This is a genomic window from Amphibacillus sp. Q70, from assembly GCF_052055485.1.
In the GTDB taxonomy this organism is placed as follows: Bacteria; Bacillota; Bacilli; order Bacillales; family Amphibacillaceae; genus Amphibacillus.
This window is the reverse complement of sequence record NZ_CP197171.1, coordinates 3,011,810-3,027,791: the sequence shown is the minus strand read 5'-3', so window position 1 is coordinate 3,027,791 and position 15,982 is coordinate 3,011,810. Positions and strand designations below refer to the sequence as shown.

17 protein-coding genes are annotated in these 15,982 nt (G+C 36.5%); 2 read left to right on the top strand and 15 right to left on the bottom strand.

The features are described 5' to 3' along the window. Positions 1-2: 2 nt before the first annotated feature. The 3 genes from ACS127_RS13545 to htpG all read right to left on the bottom strand — a co-directional run bounded on the left by ACS127_RS13545 (position 3) and on the right by htpG (position 3,227). Positions 3-542 carry a chromate transporter gene (locus tag ACS127_RS13545; RefSeq protein ID WP_440895569.1) on the bottom strand — a complete coding sequence of 180 codons (540 nt, stop codon included), beginning with the start codon at positions 540-542 and terminating at the stop codon, positions 3-5. A gap of 283 nt (positions 543-825) precedes the next feature. Further along, positions 826-1,272: a YndM family protein gene (locus ACS127_RS13540; RefSeq protein WP_440895568.1), complete on the bottom strand. Its 447-nt coding sequence runs from the start codon at positions 1,270-1,272 to the stop codon at positions 826-828. A gap of 74 nt (positions 1,273-1,346) precedes the next feature. Then, the gene (htpG, locus tag ACS127_RS13535; RefSeq protein WP_440895567.1) at positions 1,347-3,227 is read right to left on the bottom strand and encodes a molecular chaperone HtpG; all 1,881 of its coding nucleotides are present in this window, start codon (positions 3,225-3,227) and stop codon (positions 1,347-1,349) included. Positions 3,228-3,548: 321 nt separating this feature from the next. Here htpG and tnpB point away from each other — a divergent pair, with 321 nt between their 5' ends. Next, positions 3,549-4,700, top strand: coding sequence for an IS200/IS605 family element RNA-guided endonuclease TnpB (gene tnpB / locus ACS127_RS13530; RefSeq protein ID WP_440895566.1), 1,152 nt, complete (start codon positions 3,549-3,551; stop codon positions 4,698-4,700). An 84-nt stretch (positions 4,701-4,784) separates the two neighbouring features. Here the strand turns inward: tnpB and ACS127_RS13525 are convergent, their stop codons facing one another. The 11 genes from ACS127_RS13525 to ACS127_RS13475 form a co-directional block, all read right to left on the bottom strand. Next, a complete protein-coding gene (locus tag ACS127_RS13525; protein ID WP_440895565.1) occupies positions 4,785-5,129 on the bottom strand; it encodes an IDEAL domain-containing protein in 345 nt (114 codons plus the stop codon). A 343-nt stretch (positions 5,130-5,472) separates the two neighbouring features. Continuing rightward, a complete protein-coding gene (locus ACS127_RS13520) occupies positions 5,473-6,102 on the bottom strand; it encodes a V-type ATP synthase subunit D (protein ID WP_440895564.1) in 630 nt (209 codons plus the stop codon). A 10-nt stretch (positions 6,103-6,112) separates the two neighbouring features. Then, positions 6,113-7,489, bottom strand: coding sequence for a V-type ATP synthase subunit B (locus ACS127_RS13515; RefSeq protein WP_440895563.1), 1,377 nt, complete (start codon positions 7,487-7,489; stop codon positions 6,113-6,115). Further along, positions 7,473-9,266, bottom strand: a complete 1,794-nt coding sequence (locus ACS127_RS13510; RefSeq protein ID WP_440895562.1) for a V-type ATP synthase subunit A — start codon at positions 9,264-9,266, stop codon at positions 7,473-7,475. The genes ACS127_RS13515 and ACS127_RS13510 overlap by 17 nt, the downstream gene beginning before the upstream one ends. 16 nt (positions 9,267-9,282) lie before the next feature. Continuing rightward, positions 9,283-9,594: a V-type ATP synthase subunit F gene (locus ACS127_RS13505; protein WP_440895561.1), complete on the bottom strand. Its 312-nt coding sequence runs from the start codon at positions 9,592-9,594 to the stop codon at positions 9,283-9,285. After that, positions 9,584-10,591, bottom strand: coding sequence for a V-type ATPase subunit (locus ACS127_RS13500; protein WP_440895560.1), 1,008 nt, complete (start codon positions 10,589-10,591; stop codon positions 9,584-9,586). The genes ACS127_RS13505 and ACS127_RS13500 overlap by 11 nt, the downstream gene beginning before the upstream one ends. 209 nt (positions 10,592-10,800) lie before the next feature. Continuing rightward, entirely contained in the window at positions 10,801-11,379 is a 579-nt protein-coding gene (locus ACS127_RS13495; protein WP_440895559.1) for a V-type ATP synthase subunit E, read from the bottom strand. Positions 11,380-11,407: 28 nt separating this feature from the next. Continuing rightward, a complete protein-coding gene (locus tag ACS127_RS13490; protein ID WP_440895558.1) occupies positions 11,408-11,884 on the bottom strand; it encodes a V-type ATP synthase subunit K in 477 nt (158 codons plus the stop codon). A 23-nt stretch (positions 11,885-11,907) separates the two neighbouring features. After that, positions 11,908-13,869, bottom strand: coding sequence for a V-type ATP synthase subunit I (locus ACS127_RS13485; protein WP_440895557.1), 1,962 nt, complete (start codon positions 13,867-13,869; stop codon positions 11,908-11,910). After that, positions 13,856-14,182, bottom strand: coding sequence for a hypothetical protein (locus tag ACS127_RS13480; RefSeq protein WP_440895556.1), 327 nt, complete (start codon positions 14,180-14,182; stop codon positions 13,856-13,858). Before ACS127_RS13480 ends, ACS127_RS13485 begins: the two co-directional genes overlap by 14 nt. A gap of 197 nt (positions 14,183-14,379) precedes the next feature. Further along, positions 14,380-15,252, bottom strand: a complete 873-nt coding sequence (locus tag ACS127_RS13475) for a CvfB family protein (RefSeq protein WP_440895555.1) — start codon at positions 15,250-15,252, stop codon at positions 14,380-14,382. Between the two features lie 84 nt (positions 15,253-15,336). On the opposite strand from ACS127_RS13475, the gene ACS127_RS13470 reads away from it, so the two are divergent. Continuing rightward, entirely contained in the window at positions 15,337-15,774 is a 438-nt protein-coding gene (locus ACS127_RS13470; RefSeq protein WP_440895554.1) for a YaiI/YqxD family protein, read from the top strand. Positions 15,775-15,785: 11 nt separating this feature from the next. Here the strand turns inward: ACS127_RS13470 and ACS127_RS13465 are convergent, their stop codons facing one another. Then, complete coding sequence (locus ACS127_RS13465; RefSeq protein ID WP_440895553.1) at positions 15,786-15,977, bottom strand: hypothetical protein; 192 nt, start codon at positions 15,975-15,977, stop codon at positions 15,786-15,788. Positions 15,978-15,982: the final 5 nt, after the last annotated feature.

Genomic DNA, 15,982 nt, shown 5'->3' with positions numbered 1-15,982 from the left:
CCTTACTGTCTCCTTTCTTTGACTTTAGCAAATACACCAATAAAACCAGCTAAAATAATAAACAGTACTGGAGATAAACTTGTGAGAACAGAGAGCATAAAAACAAGTAAAAAGATTAAGATGCCGACCTTATCCACAACAGAGTTCTTCCAAAGTTTAATAACTGCATTTAAAATCAGGATATAAACACTCACTCGGATACCAGCAAAGGCATTTTGCAAGATCGGTGATTCAGAAAAATTCTTCATAAACATGGCGATAATGGTAATGATTATATATGAAGGAAATATAAGACCGAGGGTAGCCATGACTCCGCCCAGAGTTCCACGTTGCTTTTGGCCGATGAATGTTGCTGTATTGACAGCAATGATTCCCGGAGTCGTCTGTCCAATTGCAAAATAATCGACCAACTCTTCATCTGTGACCCATTTCTTTGTTTCAACAACCTCCCTTTGCAGAATTGGAAGCATAGCATAACCGCCACCAAAAGTTAATATACCGATTTTGCTAAACGTAAAAAATAAATCTATTAATCCTTTCAAACTTTTCCCCTCTCTTGAAACAAATTTTTTATGACTTGATTCCATACGGATCTTATGAATTAACCATTACTTTGTCAAATGATAATATAACTGATAATTGGTTATAACGCAAGTGGTTGGGGAGCAAAAGAAAGTTGTTCAACAGCTGTTTACACCGTCGTTAAAAGTTTTTCAAGCGGTAGGTCGTTAATTCCAATATAAATACCCTCTCGAGTTCTTAAACTGTACTTAAGATTGTCGAGAGGGTAAAAAGGACGCTCTGAACTTTTCTGGAAAATGAGTTTTAGTTGTAATCTTCATCATCATCAAGATCATCAAAAAACGGATCTATTTCTTTCGAAAGCTCTGTCATATAATCATATCGATTGACTTGCAGCCGATTGTCATCATCATAACTAAGATCTTCAGAGACATATAGGTGAAAAAATACTTCATAAATCGTGACAGCAAGTGTTGATAAAAATGCAGCCATTAATAGATCCCCGGCAAATGTCATCATACTCATCAAGACATAGATTAAAGTGAAATTGATGACAAAATCAGCGATTGTTGCGGTTAAATTGTTTGTCCGTTCTAATATAATGAGGTCGCCGATATAATAAGTGGCAAAGCTAAGCAGACTAATCGTCAATATTTGACCAAAACCCATACCATAGCCAATCCCTAAAATTAAATACAATAAAATAAAGGTTGCGACAAATTTAATACTTAATAATTTTACATGTTCCATCCTAACACCTCCATGGCATTAGGATGACACGGTTAGACAAAAATATACATTAATTAAGTGAAAATTGTTTAGTCTTATTTCAAAACTTCCCAAATGTCATTGGTATAGCTTAATGGATCCTCAATTGGTAAGCCTTCGATCAATAATGCTTGATTATATAATATATTTGTATATTGCTCTATTTTCTCTTGATCTTGAGCAAAGATATCCTTTAATGATTGGAAAATATCATGTTTGGTATTGATTTCTAACACTTTATTGGCTTGAATACCTTGATTGTCTGGCATCATGCTTAATACTTTTTCCATCTCAATTGAGATATCCCCTTCATTGGTCAAACAGACAGGGTGAGATTTTAGTCGTTTTGAACGGCGAACATCGGTCACTTTTCCATTTAAAATTTCTTTCATTTTATCAAAAAGTTTTTGATCCTCGTCAGAAACTTGTTCAGTTTCATCATTAGACTCATCTTCTAAGTCAAGGTCACCACTTGAAACAGATTTAAAGGTTTTACCTTCATATTCAGCTAACATCTTAATCGCAAATTCATCAATATCATCTGTTAAATATAAGATTTCAAAACCTTTTTCTTGAACCATTTCCGTTTGTGGTAAACGTTCAATTTTAGTATTGGTTTCACCCGTAGCATAATAAATTGTTTCTTGATCTTCCTTCATACGCTCAACATACTCAGCAAGTGAAACTAATTTTTTTTCAGTCGATGAATAGAACAGCAGTAAATCTTTTAAGGTCTCTTTATTTTGACCAAAATCATTATAGACACCAAACTTTAATTGGCGTCCAAAAGCCGTATAGAACTTTTCATATTTTTCACGATCATTGCGAAGCATTTTTAATAAAGCTTGTTTGATTTTCCGAGTTAAATTCTTTTCAATTAATTTCAATTGACGATCATGTTGAAGCATCTCACGTGAAATATTTAATGATAAGTCCTCTGAATCAACTAATCCCTTAACAAAACTAAAATAATCAGGCAATAGTTCTGGCGCTTTATTCATGATTAAAACGCCATTTGAATATAATTCAAGACCTTTCTCAAAGTCTGCTGAATAATAGTTGTATGGTGCAGATTCAGGAATGTATAAAATCGCCTGATAACGAACGTTACCATCAACGCTTGTGTGAATATAATCTAATGGTGTATCAAAGCCATAGTGCTTTTCTTGATAGAATTGATGATAATCTTCTTCGGTCAACTCATCTTTGTTCTTTTTCCAAATTGGTACCATACTATTGATTGTTTTATCTTCGATGACTGTTTCGTAATCATCTTCAGTACCTTCTTTAAGCTTTTGCTCAGATAGTTCCATCTTAATTGGATAGCGAATAAAATCAGAGTAAGTTTTAACGATTGTTTGTAACTGGTTCGGATCTAGAAACTGATCAAAGTCATCTTCTTCTTCCGAATTTTCCTTTATGATTAAGCTAATTTCAGTTCCAACGGTCTCTTTATCAATGGGTACAATCGTAAAGCCATCAGCTCCCTCAGAGTGCCACTGATAGGCTTGGTCTTCACCTAATGCTTTCGATCTGACCGTTACTTGATCTGCAACCATAAAGGCCGCATAAAAGCCGACACCGAATTGTCCAATGATATCGTGTCCATCTTTAATTTCATTTTCCTTTTTAAAAGTCAATGAGCCACTTTTAGCGATAACACCTAGATTGGATTCTAGCTCTTCTTTATTCATTCCCACACCTGTATCAGAAACCGTCAATTGACGCTTTTCTTTATCCAGATCAATCCTTATGTAATAATCATTTGGGTTAAAATTGATTGAATCATCGGTTAAAGCACGATAATACATTTTATCAATTGCGTCACTTGCATTTGAAATTAATTCTCGAAGAAAGACCTCTCTTTTTGAATAAATAGAGTTAATCATGAGGTCTAATAATCGTTTAGATTCTGCTTCAAATTGTTGTTTTGCCATACTTATACCTACCTTTTCTTTTTCTTATTAGCACTTAGCGTATCAGAGTGCTAACATATATTTTTTAACATACACGCGTTATAATGTCAATTAAATTGAATTTATCAGTAGCTAGCTTTCGACAAAAAACACTAGTCTCAATTGAACAAGACTAGTGTGAGTTAGTAATTTATCGGATTTCCGACAGAAGACTCCCACTTCTAGGAACATGAAGGGCATCGCCCCGTGAGTAAGTGGGAGATGAATGTGGGTTGGCGCTAGCCAAAACATCTCCCTTATGATATAATGAGAACATATATTCCTATTAAGTGAGGTGAGATGATGTTAGTCAATAAAGCCTATAAATTCCGCCTCTATCCGAATAAAGAACAACAAATCCTCATGAATAAAACGATCGGTTGTTCACGGTTTGTTTTCAATCACTTTCTAGCCAAGTGGAATGAAACTTACAAGGAAACGGGTAAAGGACTCAACTATCGTTCATGCTCTAAACAGCTTCCCGCTTTAAAGCAGGAATATGAGTGGCTAAAAGAAGTCGATAGTATTGCCATTCAATCAAGTGTCAAACATCTATCTGAATCTTTTGCGCGCTTCTTTAACAAACAAACGAACGCCCCACGATTTAAGTCTAAAAGGAACCCGACCCAATCGTATACAACGAAACACACGAACGGAAATATCGCAGTCGTGGGCAATACAATCAAGCTGCCAAAATTAGGGCTTGTCAAGTTCGCTAAAAGTCGTGAGGTCGATGGACGCCTTCTAAATGCTACGATTAGAAGACATCCAAGTGGTAAATACTTCATTTCTATCCTTGTTGAGACAGAGGTAGACTCACTCCCTCAAACGAAGCAATCAACAGGGGTCGATGTGGGCATCAAAGCGTTTGCCACACTTTCAGATGGGACGACGTATAAGAACCCTAGATGTTTACGCAGGCTAGAAAACAAATTAGAAAAAGAACAACGCAAACTGTCCAGACGATATAAACAAGCCAAGCAAGATAGAAAACCCCTTCATGAAGCGAAAAATTATCAAAAACAACGGGTCAAGGTCGCTCGTATTCACGAAAAAATTAAAAATGTCAGAACAGATTACTTGCATAAAGTCAGTACTGAAATTGTCAAGAATCACGACATCATTGGTATTGAGGACTTACAAGTAGCTAACATGCTCAAAAACAAACGATTATCAAAAGCCATTAGTGAAGTCAGCTGGTCAGAATTCCGTACGATGCTTGAATACAAAGCCAAGTGGTACGGAAAGGAAGTCGTAGCCATCGCCAAAAACTTCCCTTCTAGTCAACTTTGTTCGCATTGTGGCTATCGACATCCAGACGTTAAGCATCTCGCCTTACGCATGTGGCAATGTCCTTCATGCCATAGAGCACACGATCGAGATCTTAACGCAAGTAAAAATATTGAAGTTGAAGCCATCAGACTTCTAACTGTCGGTACGACAGGGATCGCCTAATCAATAATCAACCATTAGGTTGGTGTTCTTAGGAATCTCCTTCTTCAAATTTCATTAGAAATTAAGGGGTGAGTAGTTCAATGTTTAAATGGTGTTCTTTAGATTCTCTTTTTCAGCTTGTAAAGCTTTGTATTCTTTAGTCAATGAGTCAAACCATGCTTTATCATTTGTTAATAAGGCAAGATCGATTAATTGCTCAAGTTCACCGATTGTAAAATGTTGAAAGGCTTGATCTTTTTCCAACTTTTGCGTTTGTACTTGGATACTATGCCCAGAAAGTAATTGATTATCACTTGCAATGACTCGTAGTTGCAGAACATCATTGTTATTCGTTTCCTTTTCAACATAGCCCTGAATATGTTCACCTTTACTTGATTGAAGTTTAACCCAATCACCTATTTGAACCTTGTTCTTATCTTTTATACTCATGTTTTGACACCACCTTTTTTAAAATGAATTTACAGAATAATATGAATCATCACATTAAATATTTAATAGTTATTTTATTCTTTTAACCGACCTGTGTCAACAAAATTGTTTCTAAATGGAACAAGTAGTTGAACAGAACGATATATTGGAATCTAAATATGGATTATCGCATATATCAGCTGCCAAAAGATGGTTCCTATGACAGATAATCAAATGGACTAAACAGCCATTCGATCATTTTACAACTTTATTCACCATTATTACAAATCGTTTGCCTTTTAAGGTGATAAGTTTTAAAATACCAAAAACCATTCGCTTTTGTTAGCGAATGGTTTCTGAGTATTTACTGACCCATATCTTTAACTTTCATAATCCGAGTAATATTGGCACGTTCACTTTCTTCAAGTTTCATTTGAATATAATAGATCGTTTCTTCTAGTTGTGGAATCTTCAAATATTCGAGTGCATTCACACGACGACGTGTCTTTTCAATCTCGTCAGCCATAAGTTGACAGGTTTTCTCGATTTCAGAAAGCTTCAATAATTTAGGCAAGATATGATTGATTTTTTCAATGGCATCATCTAGTTCACTGTTCGAATTAAGGAATCCATACTGCATATCAGATTGTTTCTCATCTTCATCGACTTTAAAATCCATTTGTGGAACGATGACACTCATGATATTCTTTTCTTGAATATCCAAGCTCACAGATGTATCCGGGACAGCGAATAATTCTTCGATAAATGATTCATTAAGCAATGATTTAGCAACGACAAAAGCGCGCATCGCTTCTGTCAGTTCCTTCTCTACTTCATCACGTAATTGGTTATTTTCTCGAATTAAAGTAATGAACTGTCGCATCAGTTCATCTTGCTTATCCTTCAAAAGCTTATGGCCTCGAGTTGAAATAGCTAAACGGTCTTTAAGGTTGGATAATTCCATCCGAGTTGGCTTGACATCTAATATAGCCATGACCTAATAATCACTCTCCTTCCGGCATAAACTCTTCAATCATGTCGTTCTTAATTCGTTTCAATTCAGACTTAGGTAAGATAGACAGCAGCTCCCAGCCCAAGTCTAACGATTCTTGAATCGAACGGTTGGTATAAAACCCTTGATTGATATATTCTGCTTCAAAACGATCAGTGAATTCAACATATAGTTTATCTGTTTTAGACAAGGCAGAATCCCCAAGGACAATGGCTAATTCTTTTGCTTCCTTACCACTTGCATAAGCAGCAAATAATTGATTCATAGTAGGAGCGTGATCTTTTCTTGTTTTACCTTCCCCTGTCCCTTTGTCCTTTAATCGTGATAATGATGGCAAGACATTAATCGGTGGTTTGACACCATCTTTATCTAATTCGCGTGAAAGAATAATCTGACCCTCTGTAATATAGCCTGTCAAGTCAGGTATAGGGTGCGTAATATCATCTTCTGGCATGGAAAGGATAGGAATTTGAGTTACCGATCCTTTTTTACCAACTAAACGACCCGCTCTTTCATACAATGTAGAAAGGTTTGTATAGAGGTAACCAGGATAACCACGACGACCCGGAACCTCTCGACGGGCAGCAGAAATTTCACGTAGTGCCTCACAATAGTAGGTCATGTCCGTCATAATAACAAGGACATGCATATCTTTTTCAAACGCCAAGTATTCTGCTGTTGTCAATGCCATTTTAGGAGTTGCAATCCGTTCAATGGCTGGATCATTAGCCAAGTTAATAAACATAACAGAACGGTCAATAGCTCCTGTCTTCCGGAAATCTTCCATAAAGTATTCTGCTTCATCAAAGGTAATTCCCATTGCTGCGAACACAACGGCGAATTTTTCATCACTATTTAATACCGTTGCTTGTCGAGCTATTTGAGCGGCTAATTCTTTATGTGGTAAACCTGAGCCTGAGAACACAGGCAGCTTTTGTCCACGTACAAGGGTATTCAAGTGATCAATGGAAGAGATCCCCGTTTGAATAAATTCATCTGGATAGTCACGGGCAATTGGATTAATCGCTTGACCATTCACATCTAAACTATCTTCTGGAATAATATTGGGTCCATCGTCCATCGGTTGACCCATTCCATCAAAGACACGTCCAACCATATCTTCAGAAACATCAATTGAAAGAGGTTTTCCACGAAAACGAACTTTCGTATCTTGAATATTAATACCACTTGGTCCCTCAAAAATTTGCACCATCGCTTTATCGCCTTCTACTTCAAGGACCTGACCATGCCGGATTTCTCCGGTTTGCATTTGAACTTCAACGAGTTCATCGTATTTGACACCTTCAACTTGTTCAACTGCCATTAGAGGTCCAATGACTTCACTAACTGTTTTATACTCCTTCAGCATTTTCTGTCATCCCTCCTGTAGCAACAATTTCATGTATTTGTTTTTTTGCATCTTCTTTAATCGCTCGAATATCATCTAATTGATCTTCAGATAAATATTTCGCTCGGGCAATTCGATCACGGAGCTCTTCCGTTCCATCAATAATCTCTTGATAATAGGCACCTAAGCGCATCGCTTCACGAGCTTCTTTTTCAAAAGTGAGGATTAAATCAAGCATGATGAATTGTTTTTCACGAGAGGTAAATGTATCTACATCATCAAAAGCATTCTGCTGGAGATAATCTTCCCTTAAGGATTGTGCAATCACCATCGTTAAACGATCTTTTTCCGATAATGATTCAATTCCGACAAGTCGAACGATTTCCTCTAATTCTGCCTCTTCTTGAAGTAAACTCATTGAATGTTGGACCATACCAGCCCAGTCTTCTTTTAGTTCATCATTCATATACGTCCCTACTTCTGTTGAGTAGAGTGAGTATGAAGTAATCCAGTTAATTGCTGGGAAGTGGCGTTTTTGAGATAGTGAAGAGTCAAGTGCCCAATAAACTTTGACAACACGTAATGTATTTTGGGTCACAGGCTCTGATGTATCCCCACCTGGAGGAGAAACTGCACCGATTGCAGTAATACTTCCTTCACGTTCTTCCGAACCAGCCACAAGTGTTCGCCCAGCACGTTCATAGTACTCAGCAATCCGACTCCCTAAATAAGCTGGATACCCTTCATCACCAGGCATTTCTTCTAATCGACCTGACATTTCACGAAGAGCTTCTGCCCATCTTGAAGTCGAATCAGCCATAATTGCCACATTATAACCCATGTCACGGAAATACTCAGCAATCGTGATCCCAGTATAAATAGAAGCTTCACGAGCCGCAACAGGCATATTTGACGTATTAGCAATTAGAATCGTTCGTTCCATTAATGATTCACCCGTGTTCGGGTCAACAAGTTCTGGAAATTCATTTAATACGTCTGTCATTTCATTACCGCGCTCACCACAACCCACGTAAACCACAAGATCAACATCACTAAATTTAGCAATTTGGTGTTGAACGACTGTTTTTCCCGCACCAAATGGTCCCGGTACAGCAGAAACGCCACCCTTAGTAATTGGGAAGAATGTGTCAATGACGCGTTGTCCAGTTAACATCGGTTGATTTGGATTGAGTTTTTTCTTAAATGGGCGTCCACGTCGTACGGGCCACCTTTGTAACATGGTCAGTTCTTTCACACCATTGTCAGTTTCAACCGAATAAACAACATCTTCTAAAGCATATTCGCCACTTTCAATTGATTTAAGTGTTCCTTTTATACCATGTGGCACCATAATCCGGTGTTCAATAACCTTCGTTTCTTGAACAGTTCCTACAATATCTCCCGGTTCAACAGCATCTCCAGGCGCTTTGGTTGCTGTAAATGCCCATTTTTGATCACGATCTAAATTTGAAATATTAACGCCTCTAACTAAAAAATTACTCTCAGTTTTAGCTTTAAAAGTATCAAGTGGACGTTGGATACCATCAAACATTTGTGAGACGATACCTGGTCCAAGCTCGACAGATAAAGCTTCACCAGTTGTTTCAACTGGTTCACCCGGTCCAAGGCCAGAGGTTTCTTCGTATACTTGAATGGAGGCAGTATCATTACGCATCTCAATGATTTCTCCAACTAATTGCATGTCCCCTACATAGCAAAGGTCTTGAATATTAGCATGTTCCATACCTTCTGCCATAACTAAAGGACCGGAAACCTTGACGATTTTTCCTTTTTTCAAATAAGTCCCCTCCTAGTTATAAAATATTTTGTCCAACCGCTTTTTCAACATTATTTTGAATTCTGTTCTTCCCGATATTAAGTGATCCTTTATGATTAGGAATCAAAATAATCGCAGGTTGAACTTCAGCATCATAGCGTTTAATTGTATCCGGTATTTCCTTTGCCATTGCTTCAGTTAAATAAATAACACCATAATTTTGTTCTGCCAAAGAATCAATCGTTTCTCTTGCTTTTCTAGGTGATTCTGAAGCGAAGACGTCAAATCCAAGGATTTTGAAAGGAAGTACCGAATCTTTATCTCCGACTACTGCTATTTTATGAGCCATAAATGGGTCGCATCCTTTCTCTAATCGTTTCTTCCGCAATTTGATTGTCTTTTCCAACAAGGATTAAACGGATATTGGTCACTTCTTTTTCAATGGCAAACATATAAGCCATAACGGGCATCGGCCCAAAAGCTTGATATGTTCCTTCTTTCATCAGATCATGAACGATCTCATCAATGACCTTATCTAAGAGCATTGGGTTCATCTCTTTTTTTGAATCAGCCAATACGTTGTCTAATTGACTCGCATACGGCTGACTTAAATATAATTGATTAATTGCCGTTGTAGACCCTTGGTCCGCAGCTTCAATCACTGCATGTTTAGAGATTGAGCCTGAACTTGATAGTACAGTATGCAAAAATGATCGTGACTTGTTTTGATTCATACTTCTGATCACAGTTGATAGATTATCCAAATCAATCATTGCATCAGCTATTTTAGAAATTGTTGGGTTATTTAATCGATCAGTAATCGCACGCACATGTTTATAGTAATACGTATCCATAAAAACATCTACGGCTTCAATTCGACCGTAAGTTTCATAATCTGAAATCGCTTCTTGAACAGCTTCAATCATGATTGGATTTAAGATATCCGATTGCCCTGTTTTGACTAAATTTCTAAGCGTCGATAATGAGTATTTGCCAATTGGAATTAACAAATGCTCAAGATCTAAGTCTTTAAATCGCTGTTTTAGCAAAACTTTGGCATTATGATATGAATAACGCAGCGTAAATATTTGGACCACTTCACTTTCAGGTGTGATCGCATATAAATCCTGATAAAGCTCTTGTAAACGAGCCATCAAAAATTGATCGAAATTTTTCGTCTTTAGAACTTCTTCATCATCAAAATGATACTCAGTATTTTTTAAAATATCTAAGGCTGCTTGAAGATCGTCAGCGCGTAGCATTTTCTCATAGTCTTCACGTGTTAACAGCTTTGTTTCCTGTACGCGAATTTGGGTATTAATATTTTTATATTGAGTGTCTTGCATGTAATTTCCCCCCTTACTCATTATTTTTATACCACCACATCACCATATATCACTAATGGTGGTATAAATAAAAACAAAGGCCTCACTTCCACACAGATGTGGTGACTTCGACGTTTCTACAAATCTTTGCGCTGGGACAAATAACCGAAGTCCCAGGATTTGAAGAAATTAGTCGAAGTTCTTTAAATGTAGCGATAAGCCAAGTTTGTCTAAAATGCTAAGGTAGCAAGTTGTGGAGAAAATTCTTTCTTCAGCTCATTTATCAAAACATCGAAACAGAAATTATAGTCTATTCCGCCTTGCTGTAAAATAAAGCCCGCCTTACCTTTGACAACTTCTTCAGAAACGGTTACAAATGGATATTCTTTAATAGAAGCTTGAATTTGATCCGTTTGAATTAAGTTTAGTGAAGCTTGACCAGGAACAAGAGTCCATTGCTTACTTTGATCTAATCGACTTAAAACACCTGTCAAAAAGTTTGTAAATTGACTTTGATCCCACTTTTCCATTTCTTTAACCGCTTGGTCAAAGATTGAATTTAATAGCGTCTGCTTTTTAGCAAGGATGTTGTTCCTTTGTTGATTTGCTAAAGTTTGTACTTGGCGCTCATAATCATTATTTAATTCGAGTTCAATTGACTCTTTACGACTTTTTTCACTTTCCAAAAGTTTTTGCCGTGTTTCTTCAATTTTTTCATCAGCAACTTTTTTATAATCATCTAATTTAGTTTGACCTTCTTCTTTAGTTCGAGCCAAAATTTGTTTGGACAAAGTTTGTAAATCTTCCATCGTTCACATCCTCTCACTATTTTTTATCTTATGCTAAAACAAGTAAGAAGGAAATAACGAATCCTAAAATGGCATAGGTTTCAACCATCGCAGAATAAATGATCCCTTTTGTGTTATGATCTTCTCTTTTTGCCAAGATTTGAATAGACGCAGTTGATACTCGTCCCTGAGCGAAACCAGCTGTAAGGCCTGTAAAAGCAATAGGTAGAGCAGCTATTAACATATAAATCCCATCAGTTAACGCCATATCTGGAGACATATTCAAGTAAATTAAGAACCCGATAACGAAACCATAAAGCCCTTGTGTACCAGGGAGTAACTGAAGAATCAAAGACTTACCGAATTTTTCAGGTTGTTCTTTAATGAGTGAAGCTGCAGCCTCACCAGTCATCCCAACACCTTTTGCTGAGCCCCACCCAGCAAAAATAACCGCCATTCCAATACCTAATGCGGCAAAAATAAATCCACCGTTATTCTCCATAAAAAATTGTAACCAGCTTTCCATAATCTAATTCCTCCATCTCTTTATCATTCATTTTGATTTTTTAATTGAATATATTTTTCAGAAGCTTTCAGCGGTTTAAGCGCCTTGCCTCCACCCTCATAAAATTTACCAAAGAACTCAACGAAGATCAGACGTGCACCATGCACATAAGCACTTAACATCGTTAAGCCAATATTTACTGCGTGTAATGCAACAAACAACAGAATTCCTATTGTAAATCGACCGACTGGTGGAATAAAACCAATAATCATATTAAACGCAAGTGCTATACTACCACCGGAAACACCAATTGCCATTAAACGTGTGTAACTGACAATATCTCCAATGTACCCTGTTATATTATATAGGTTGTATAAACCTAAGCCAACACCAAGTCCTTTGTTTTCAGAAGCTAAAACAGATGCTAAGATGATCGCTAGTGCTCCTGAAACAGCAATAATAATACCTGCCTGCGTGAGTATATCACTTTCAAAGATCATATTTCCTAACAGCAGGACAATCAGACCCGTAAAAATAGCGATCCAACCAAATCCATCTGAAACTGAACCATACTTATCATTATATTTAAGCATTAAATGTGATTTAATTCCTAAACCGAGGAAGATTTGTACGACACCAAAGATCACTGATAGGATTAAAATGGTGATAACATCATCTGTTGTCGATAATAGAACAAATGGTAATTCAGTTCCGAAGAACGAGCCATAAATTAAGCCCCAAAGCATGGTCGGATACGATAGCAAATGGAAAAACTTCAAGGACTTTTTCATCGAAGGATTAAAATTCAAGAATTTTAAGGCTCCAAAAGTTGCAATCCATAAAATCAGTCCATAGCCAAGATCCGCCCCCATCATCCCGAAGAAGAAGGCATAAAATGGTGCTAAAAATGGTGTAGGATCAATTTCATTGTATTTCGGAAGACTATACATTTCGGTCACATTTTCAAAAGGTGCAATATAGTCATTGTTCGTTAAGACAACGGGGACTCGCTCATAATCTTCTTCTTTAATATCCTCTACGAGTAAAGAATATTCTTGCTCTTCTAAAGTAGCTTTTAGTGCCGTTTTAAAGGAAGATAGACGTGATTCTTCAAGCCAGCCTTCCATAATGAATAGATGTTTCTCATCAACGAGGAATAGCTTACTTCGCTCTCGATCGAGCTTAGCTTGATAATATTCTTCTGCAAGCATTAATTGCCATTCTTCATCTTGCATTTTTTTAAGTTGAGCATTAATTTCAGTTACTTGTTTTTGTAATTCTTTTTGCTCTTTTTCGATCTTTTTTAACAATTCACTCGGTTTTTCGGTGAAATTCGCCGTTAAATCATCAAAGTGCCATTCATTAAGCAATGGCTTCACCACATCTTCATGTTCAATGTCGTAAAATACGATCACGCCATGTTCATCTCTATTTTGATAAACTTCTTCGACGAATATTAATTCATGATTGTTCAATTGGTTCATATATTCATTTTGAACATGTTGCGGCACTGTACCGACACTTCCAGTTATTTTCTTCAAACTCTGTACATCGGCTTGACTAAAATTTAGTCTTTTCCAGCTTGACAAAAACGCTTCTTCTTCTTTTAAATCTTTCTGACGCTCAGCAATTGTTTTAAGCTCTGATTCCTTGCTTAAAAGATTTTCAACAAGATCTTCAGCGGAAAATTTAGTCATTTCTTTTGCTAAATCGTGGAGAGAAAGTTCTTTTGGTTTCTCACGCAATTTTTTAAGAAGTGCTGTTTTTGGTAAATGTGGTTGAAGAAAAGATAACGTTGCTTGTACTTGTTCAATTCGAGTTTGATAATTTTTGATCAACGTTTCTAATTCATCGACTTGCCGAGGTGATCCTTCATAATCGCCTAGATCAGTAGATGGTAAGTCAACGACTTCGAATTTCTGTAAAGCTTGAATAGATTGTAATAACTGGTCTTTCTGTTCATGGAAAGATATGAGTGTCAGTTTCTTCATTTTAGCTATTGCCATACTTTCTCATAACCTCCTCAACGACCTTATTAACCAGCTCTTCCTTCTTTTCAGTAAAATTAATTTCAAGTTGGTCTAATTGTTGTTGCTCTTCTTTTTGATAGGAATTTTTTAAAGATTGCACTTTGTCTTCTTTAATTGCTGTTTCTTTTTCTTTGAATTTTTCTACTTCACTATCTAATTTCTTTTGCATATCAGCAATCGTCTTCTCGGTACTATCTTTTAATTCAAGAAGTTGTTTTTCATAATCACGTTCAAGTTCTTCCGCTTGACGCTCAATCTCTTTTACTTTTTCTATTGTATTTACACTCATTCATTGACACCCCCATTCATATAGCAAGCATCATTCAAAGACTAAAAAAAACCTCGAATATATTCATTATATCTTTTATAGAAGGACTGTTCAAATGATTTAATTGCTGAATTCTGAATTGACTTTTATATTATAAATAGGAAGAGATTTAAAAAAAATACAAACAAAATGACTTTTTAACTATATTCGATAGGTATTTAAACTTCCTCATGATCATCAGTTAAAATTGTTTTTCCAGCTTCCTGCTTTATTCGTCTCTCTTTATATAATTTGCCAATAGCACGCTTAAAAGCTGCCTTACTCATTTGAAAGATTGTACGAATGTCATCAGGATCTGACTGATTATCAAAAGGCATTTCACCATCATTCTGTTTCAAGTAAGTCATGATCCTATCGGCATCAAAGGATTGGGCTTCTTTCTTTCTGGGCAATAGTGATACATTTAGTGTTCCATCTTGTTTAACTTTTATCACACGCCCCTCTATCCATTCCCCAACACGTGGCTCTCTTTTTCGCTGGGAATGATGAATAAAGCCTCGATAACCTTCTTCGCTAATCATAACAGCCCCCTCTTTGCCTGATCGGAACACCCGCCCTTTAATATCTTGGTTAAATAACGACTCGGGTGCTTGGTCCCAATTATCCTCAAAGTCAACTTCTCTTACAGGGTCTGCCAATAAACGATTTTTCTTATCTAATTTTAAGGTCACATAGAGTTGATCACCAACTATTGGCCAAGCTGATGAGTATTGTGGGAGATCATCTAAAGAAACAAGCACATCTTTTGATGTCCCAATATTAACGAAAACACCCAAATTTTTATTAACTTCTACTACTTCCGCCCAATCAAAGGTGGAAAAACGTACGTTAGGTATTTGTGTTGTTGCTGCGATTTTCCTTTTATCATCGTGATATAAAAAGACCTCTATTTTGTCACCCTCATTATATGTATCATCTGATTCCTTGGTATCTAAGAAAATATCACTAGTATCGTCGGTTAACATATAACCATTCGGCAACTTTTTTTTAACTGTTAAGTGAACAATATTTCCTACCTGTATATTTGACACAGTATTTTCTTCCCTCCTTGTATGATAATATTAAATAATAAAATGTTTGTTCCAAATGTCTAGATTCCCGGGAGGTTGTAACTTATGGTTATTTATATAGATGGTGATGCTTGTCCTGTTACGCAAGAAATTGTTTTGCTGGCTAAAGAAAGAGAACTTCAAGTCAAACTGATCAAAAGCTATGCTCATTACTCACTTCAAAGATACGACAGCCATGTTCAAGAAATATATGTCGACAGTGCAAATGAAGCTGTTGATTATAAGATTTTAGCTATGGTTCAAGCAGACGATTTACTCATTACTCAAGATTATGGCCTAGCCTCTTTAGCATTACAAAAAAACTGTCAAGTTATTCATCCAAAAGGTTTTCAATATACACAAATAAATATCAATACTCTGTTAGAGTCTCGTTATCAAAGTGCTCAGATTAGAAAACAAGGCGGACGGACAAAAGGACCTGATCCATATACTGATGAAGATCGCAAACAATTTAAGCAAGTCATGAGGGACACGCTATCGTAAGTGGATTATTTTTACTTTTTATCACCCCCACTCAGTATAATAGCAATTTTAGCCTGATTCCACCTTTTGGCTGTTTCATCTGGGACTTCATAAGTTTTCCCTCGCCTGAGTAATCGGCTTTTATATTGTGTTTGAACGAGCATTTTTACTTGCAAAATAAGCACTTCCTTTGTCTCTGCTTTAAAAATTATAAATTTGTTCACGTAGA

Bases quoted from the DNA above. Each gene is read 5' to 3' on its own strand.
- ACS127_RS13505 (WP_440895561.1), bottom strand. From the start codon at position 9,594: ATGGCTCATAAAATAGCAGTAGTCGGAGATAAAGATTCGGTACTTCCT.
- ACS127_RS13520 (WP_440895564.1), bottom strand. From the start codon at position 6,102: ATGGCTATATTAGATGTCAAGCCAACTCGGATGGAATTATCCAACCTT.
- ACS127_RS13525 (WP_440895565.1), bottom strand. From the start codon at position 5,129: ATGAGTATAAAAGATAAGAACAAGGTTCAAATAGGTGATTGGGTTAAA.
- ACS127_RS13470 (WP_440895554.1), top strand. From the start codon at position 15,337: ATGGTTATTTATATAGATGGTGATGCTTGTCCTGTTACGCAAGAAATT.
- htpG (WP_440895567.1), bottom strand. From the start codon at position 3,227: ATGGCAAAACAACAATTTGAAGCAGAATCTAAACGATTATTAGACCTC.
- ACS127_RS13485 (WP_440895557.1), bottom strand. From the start codon at position 13,869: ATGGCAATAGCTAAAATGAAGAAACTGACACTCATATCTTTCCATGAA.
- ACS127_RS13500 (WP_440895560.1), bottom strand. From the start codon at position 10,591: ATGCAAGACACTCAATATAAAAATATTAATACCCAAATTCGCGTACAG.
- ACS127_RS13540 (WP_440895568.1), bottom strand. From the start codon at position 1,272: ATGGAACATGTAAAATTATTAAGTATTAAATTTGTCGCAACCTTTATT.
- ACS127_RS13495 (WP_440895559.1), bottom strand. From the start codon at position 11,379: ATGGAAGATTTACAAACTTTGTCCAAACAAATTTTGGCTCGAACTAAA.
- ACS127_RS13490 (WP_440895558.1), bottom strand. From the start codon at position 11,884: ATGGAAAGCTGGTTACAATTTTTTATGGAGAATAACGGTGGATTTATT.
- ACS127_RS13515 (WP_440895563.1), bottom strand. From the start codon at position 7,489: ATGCTGAAGGAGTATAAAACAGTTAGTGAAGTCATTGGACCTCTAATG.
- tnpB (WP_440895566.1), top strand. From the start codon at position 3,549: ATGTTAGTCAATAAAGCCTATAAATTCCGCCTCTATCCGAATAAAGAA.
- ACS127_RS13480 (WP_440895556.1), bottom strand. From the start codon at position 14,182: ATGAGTGTAAATACAATAGAAAAAGTAAAAGAGATTGAGCGTCAAGCG.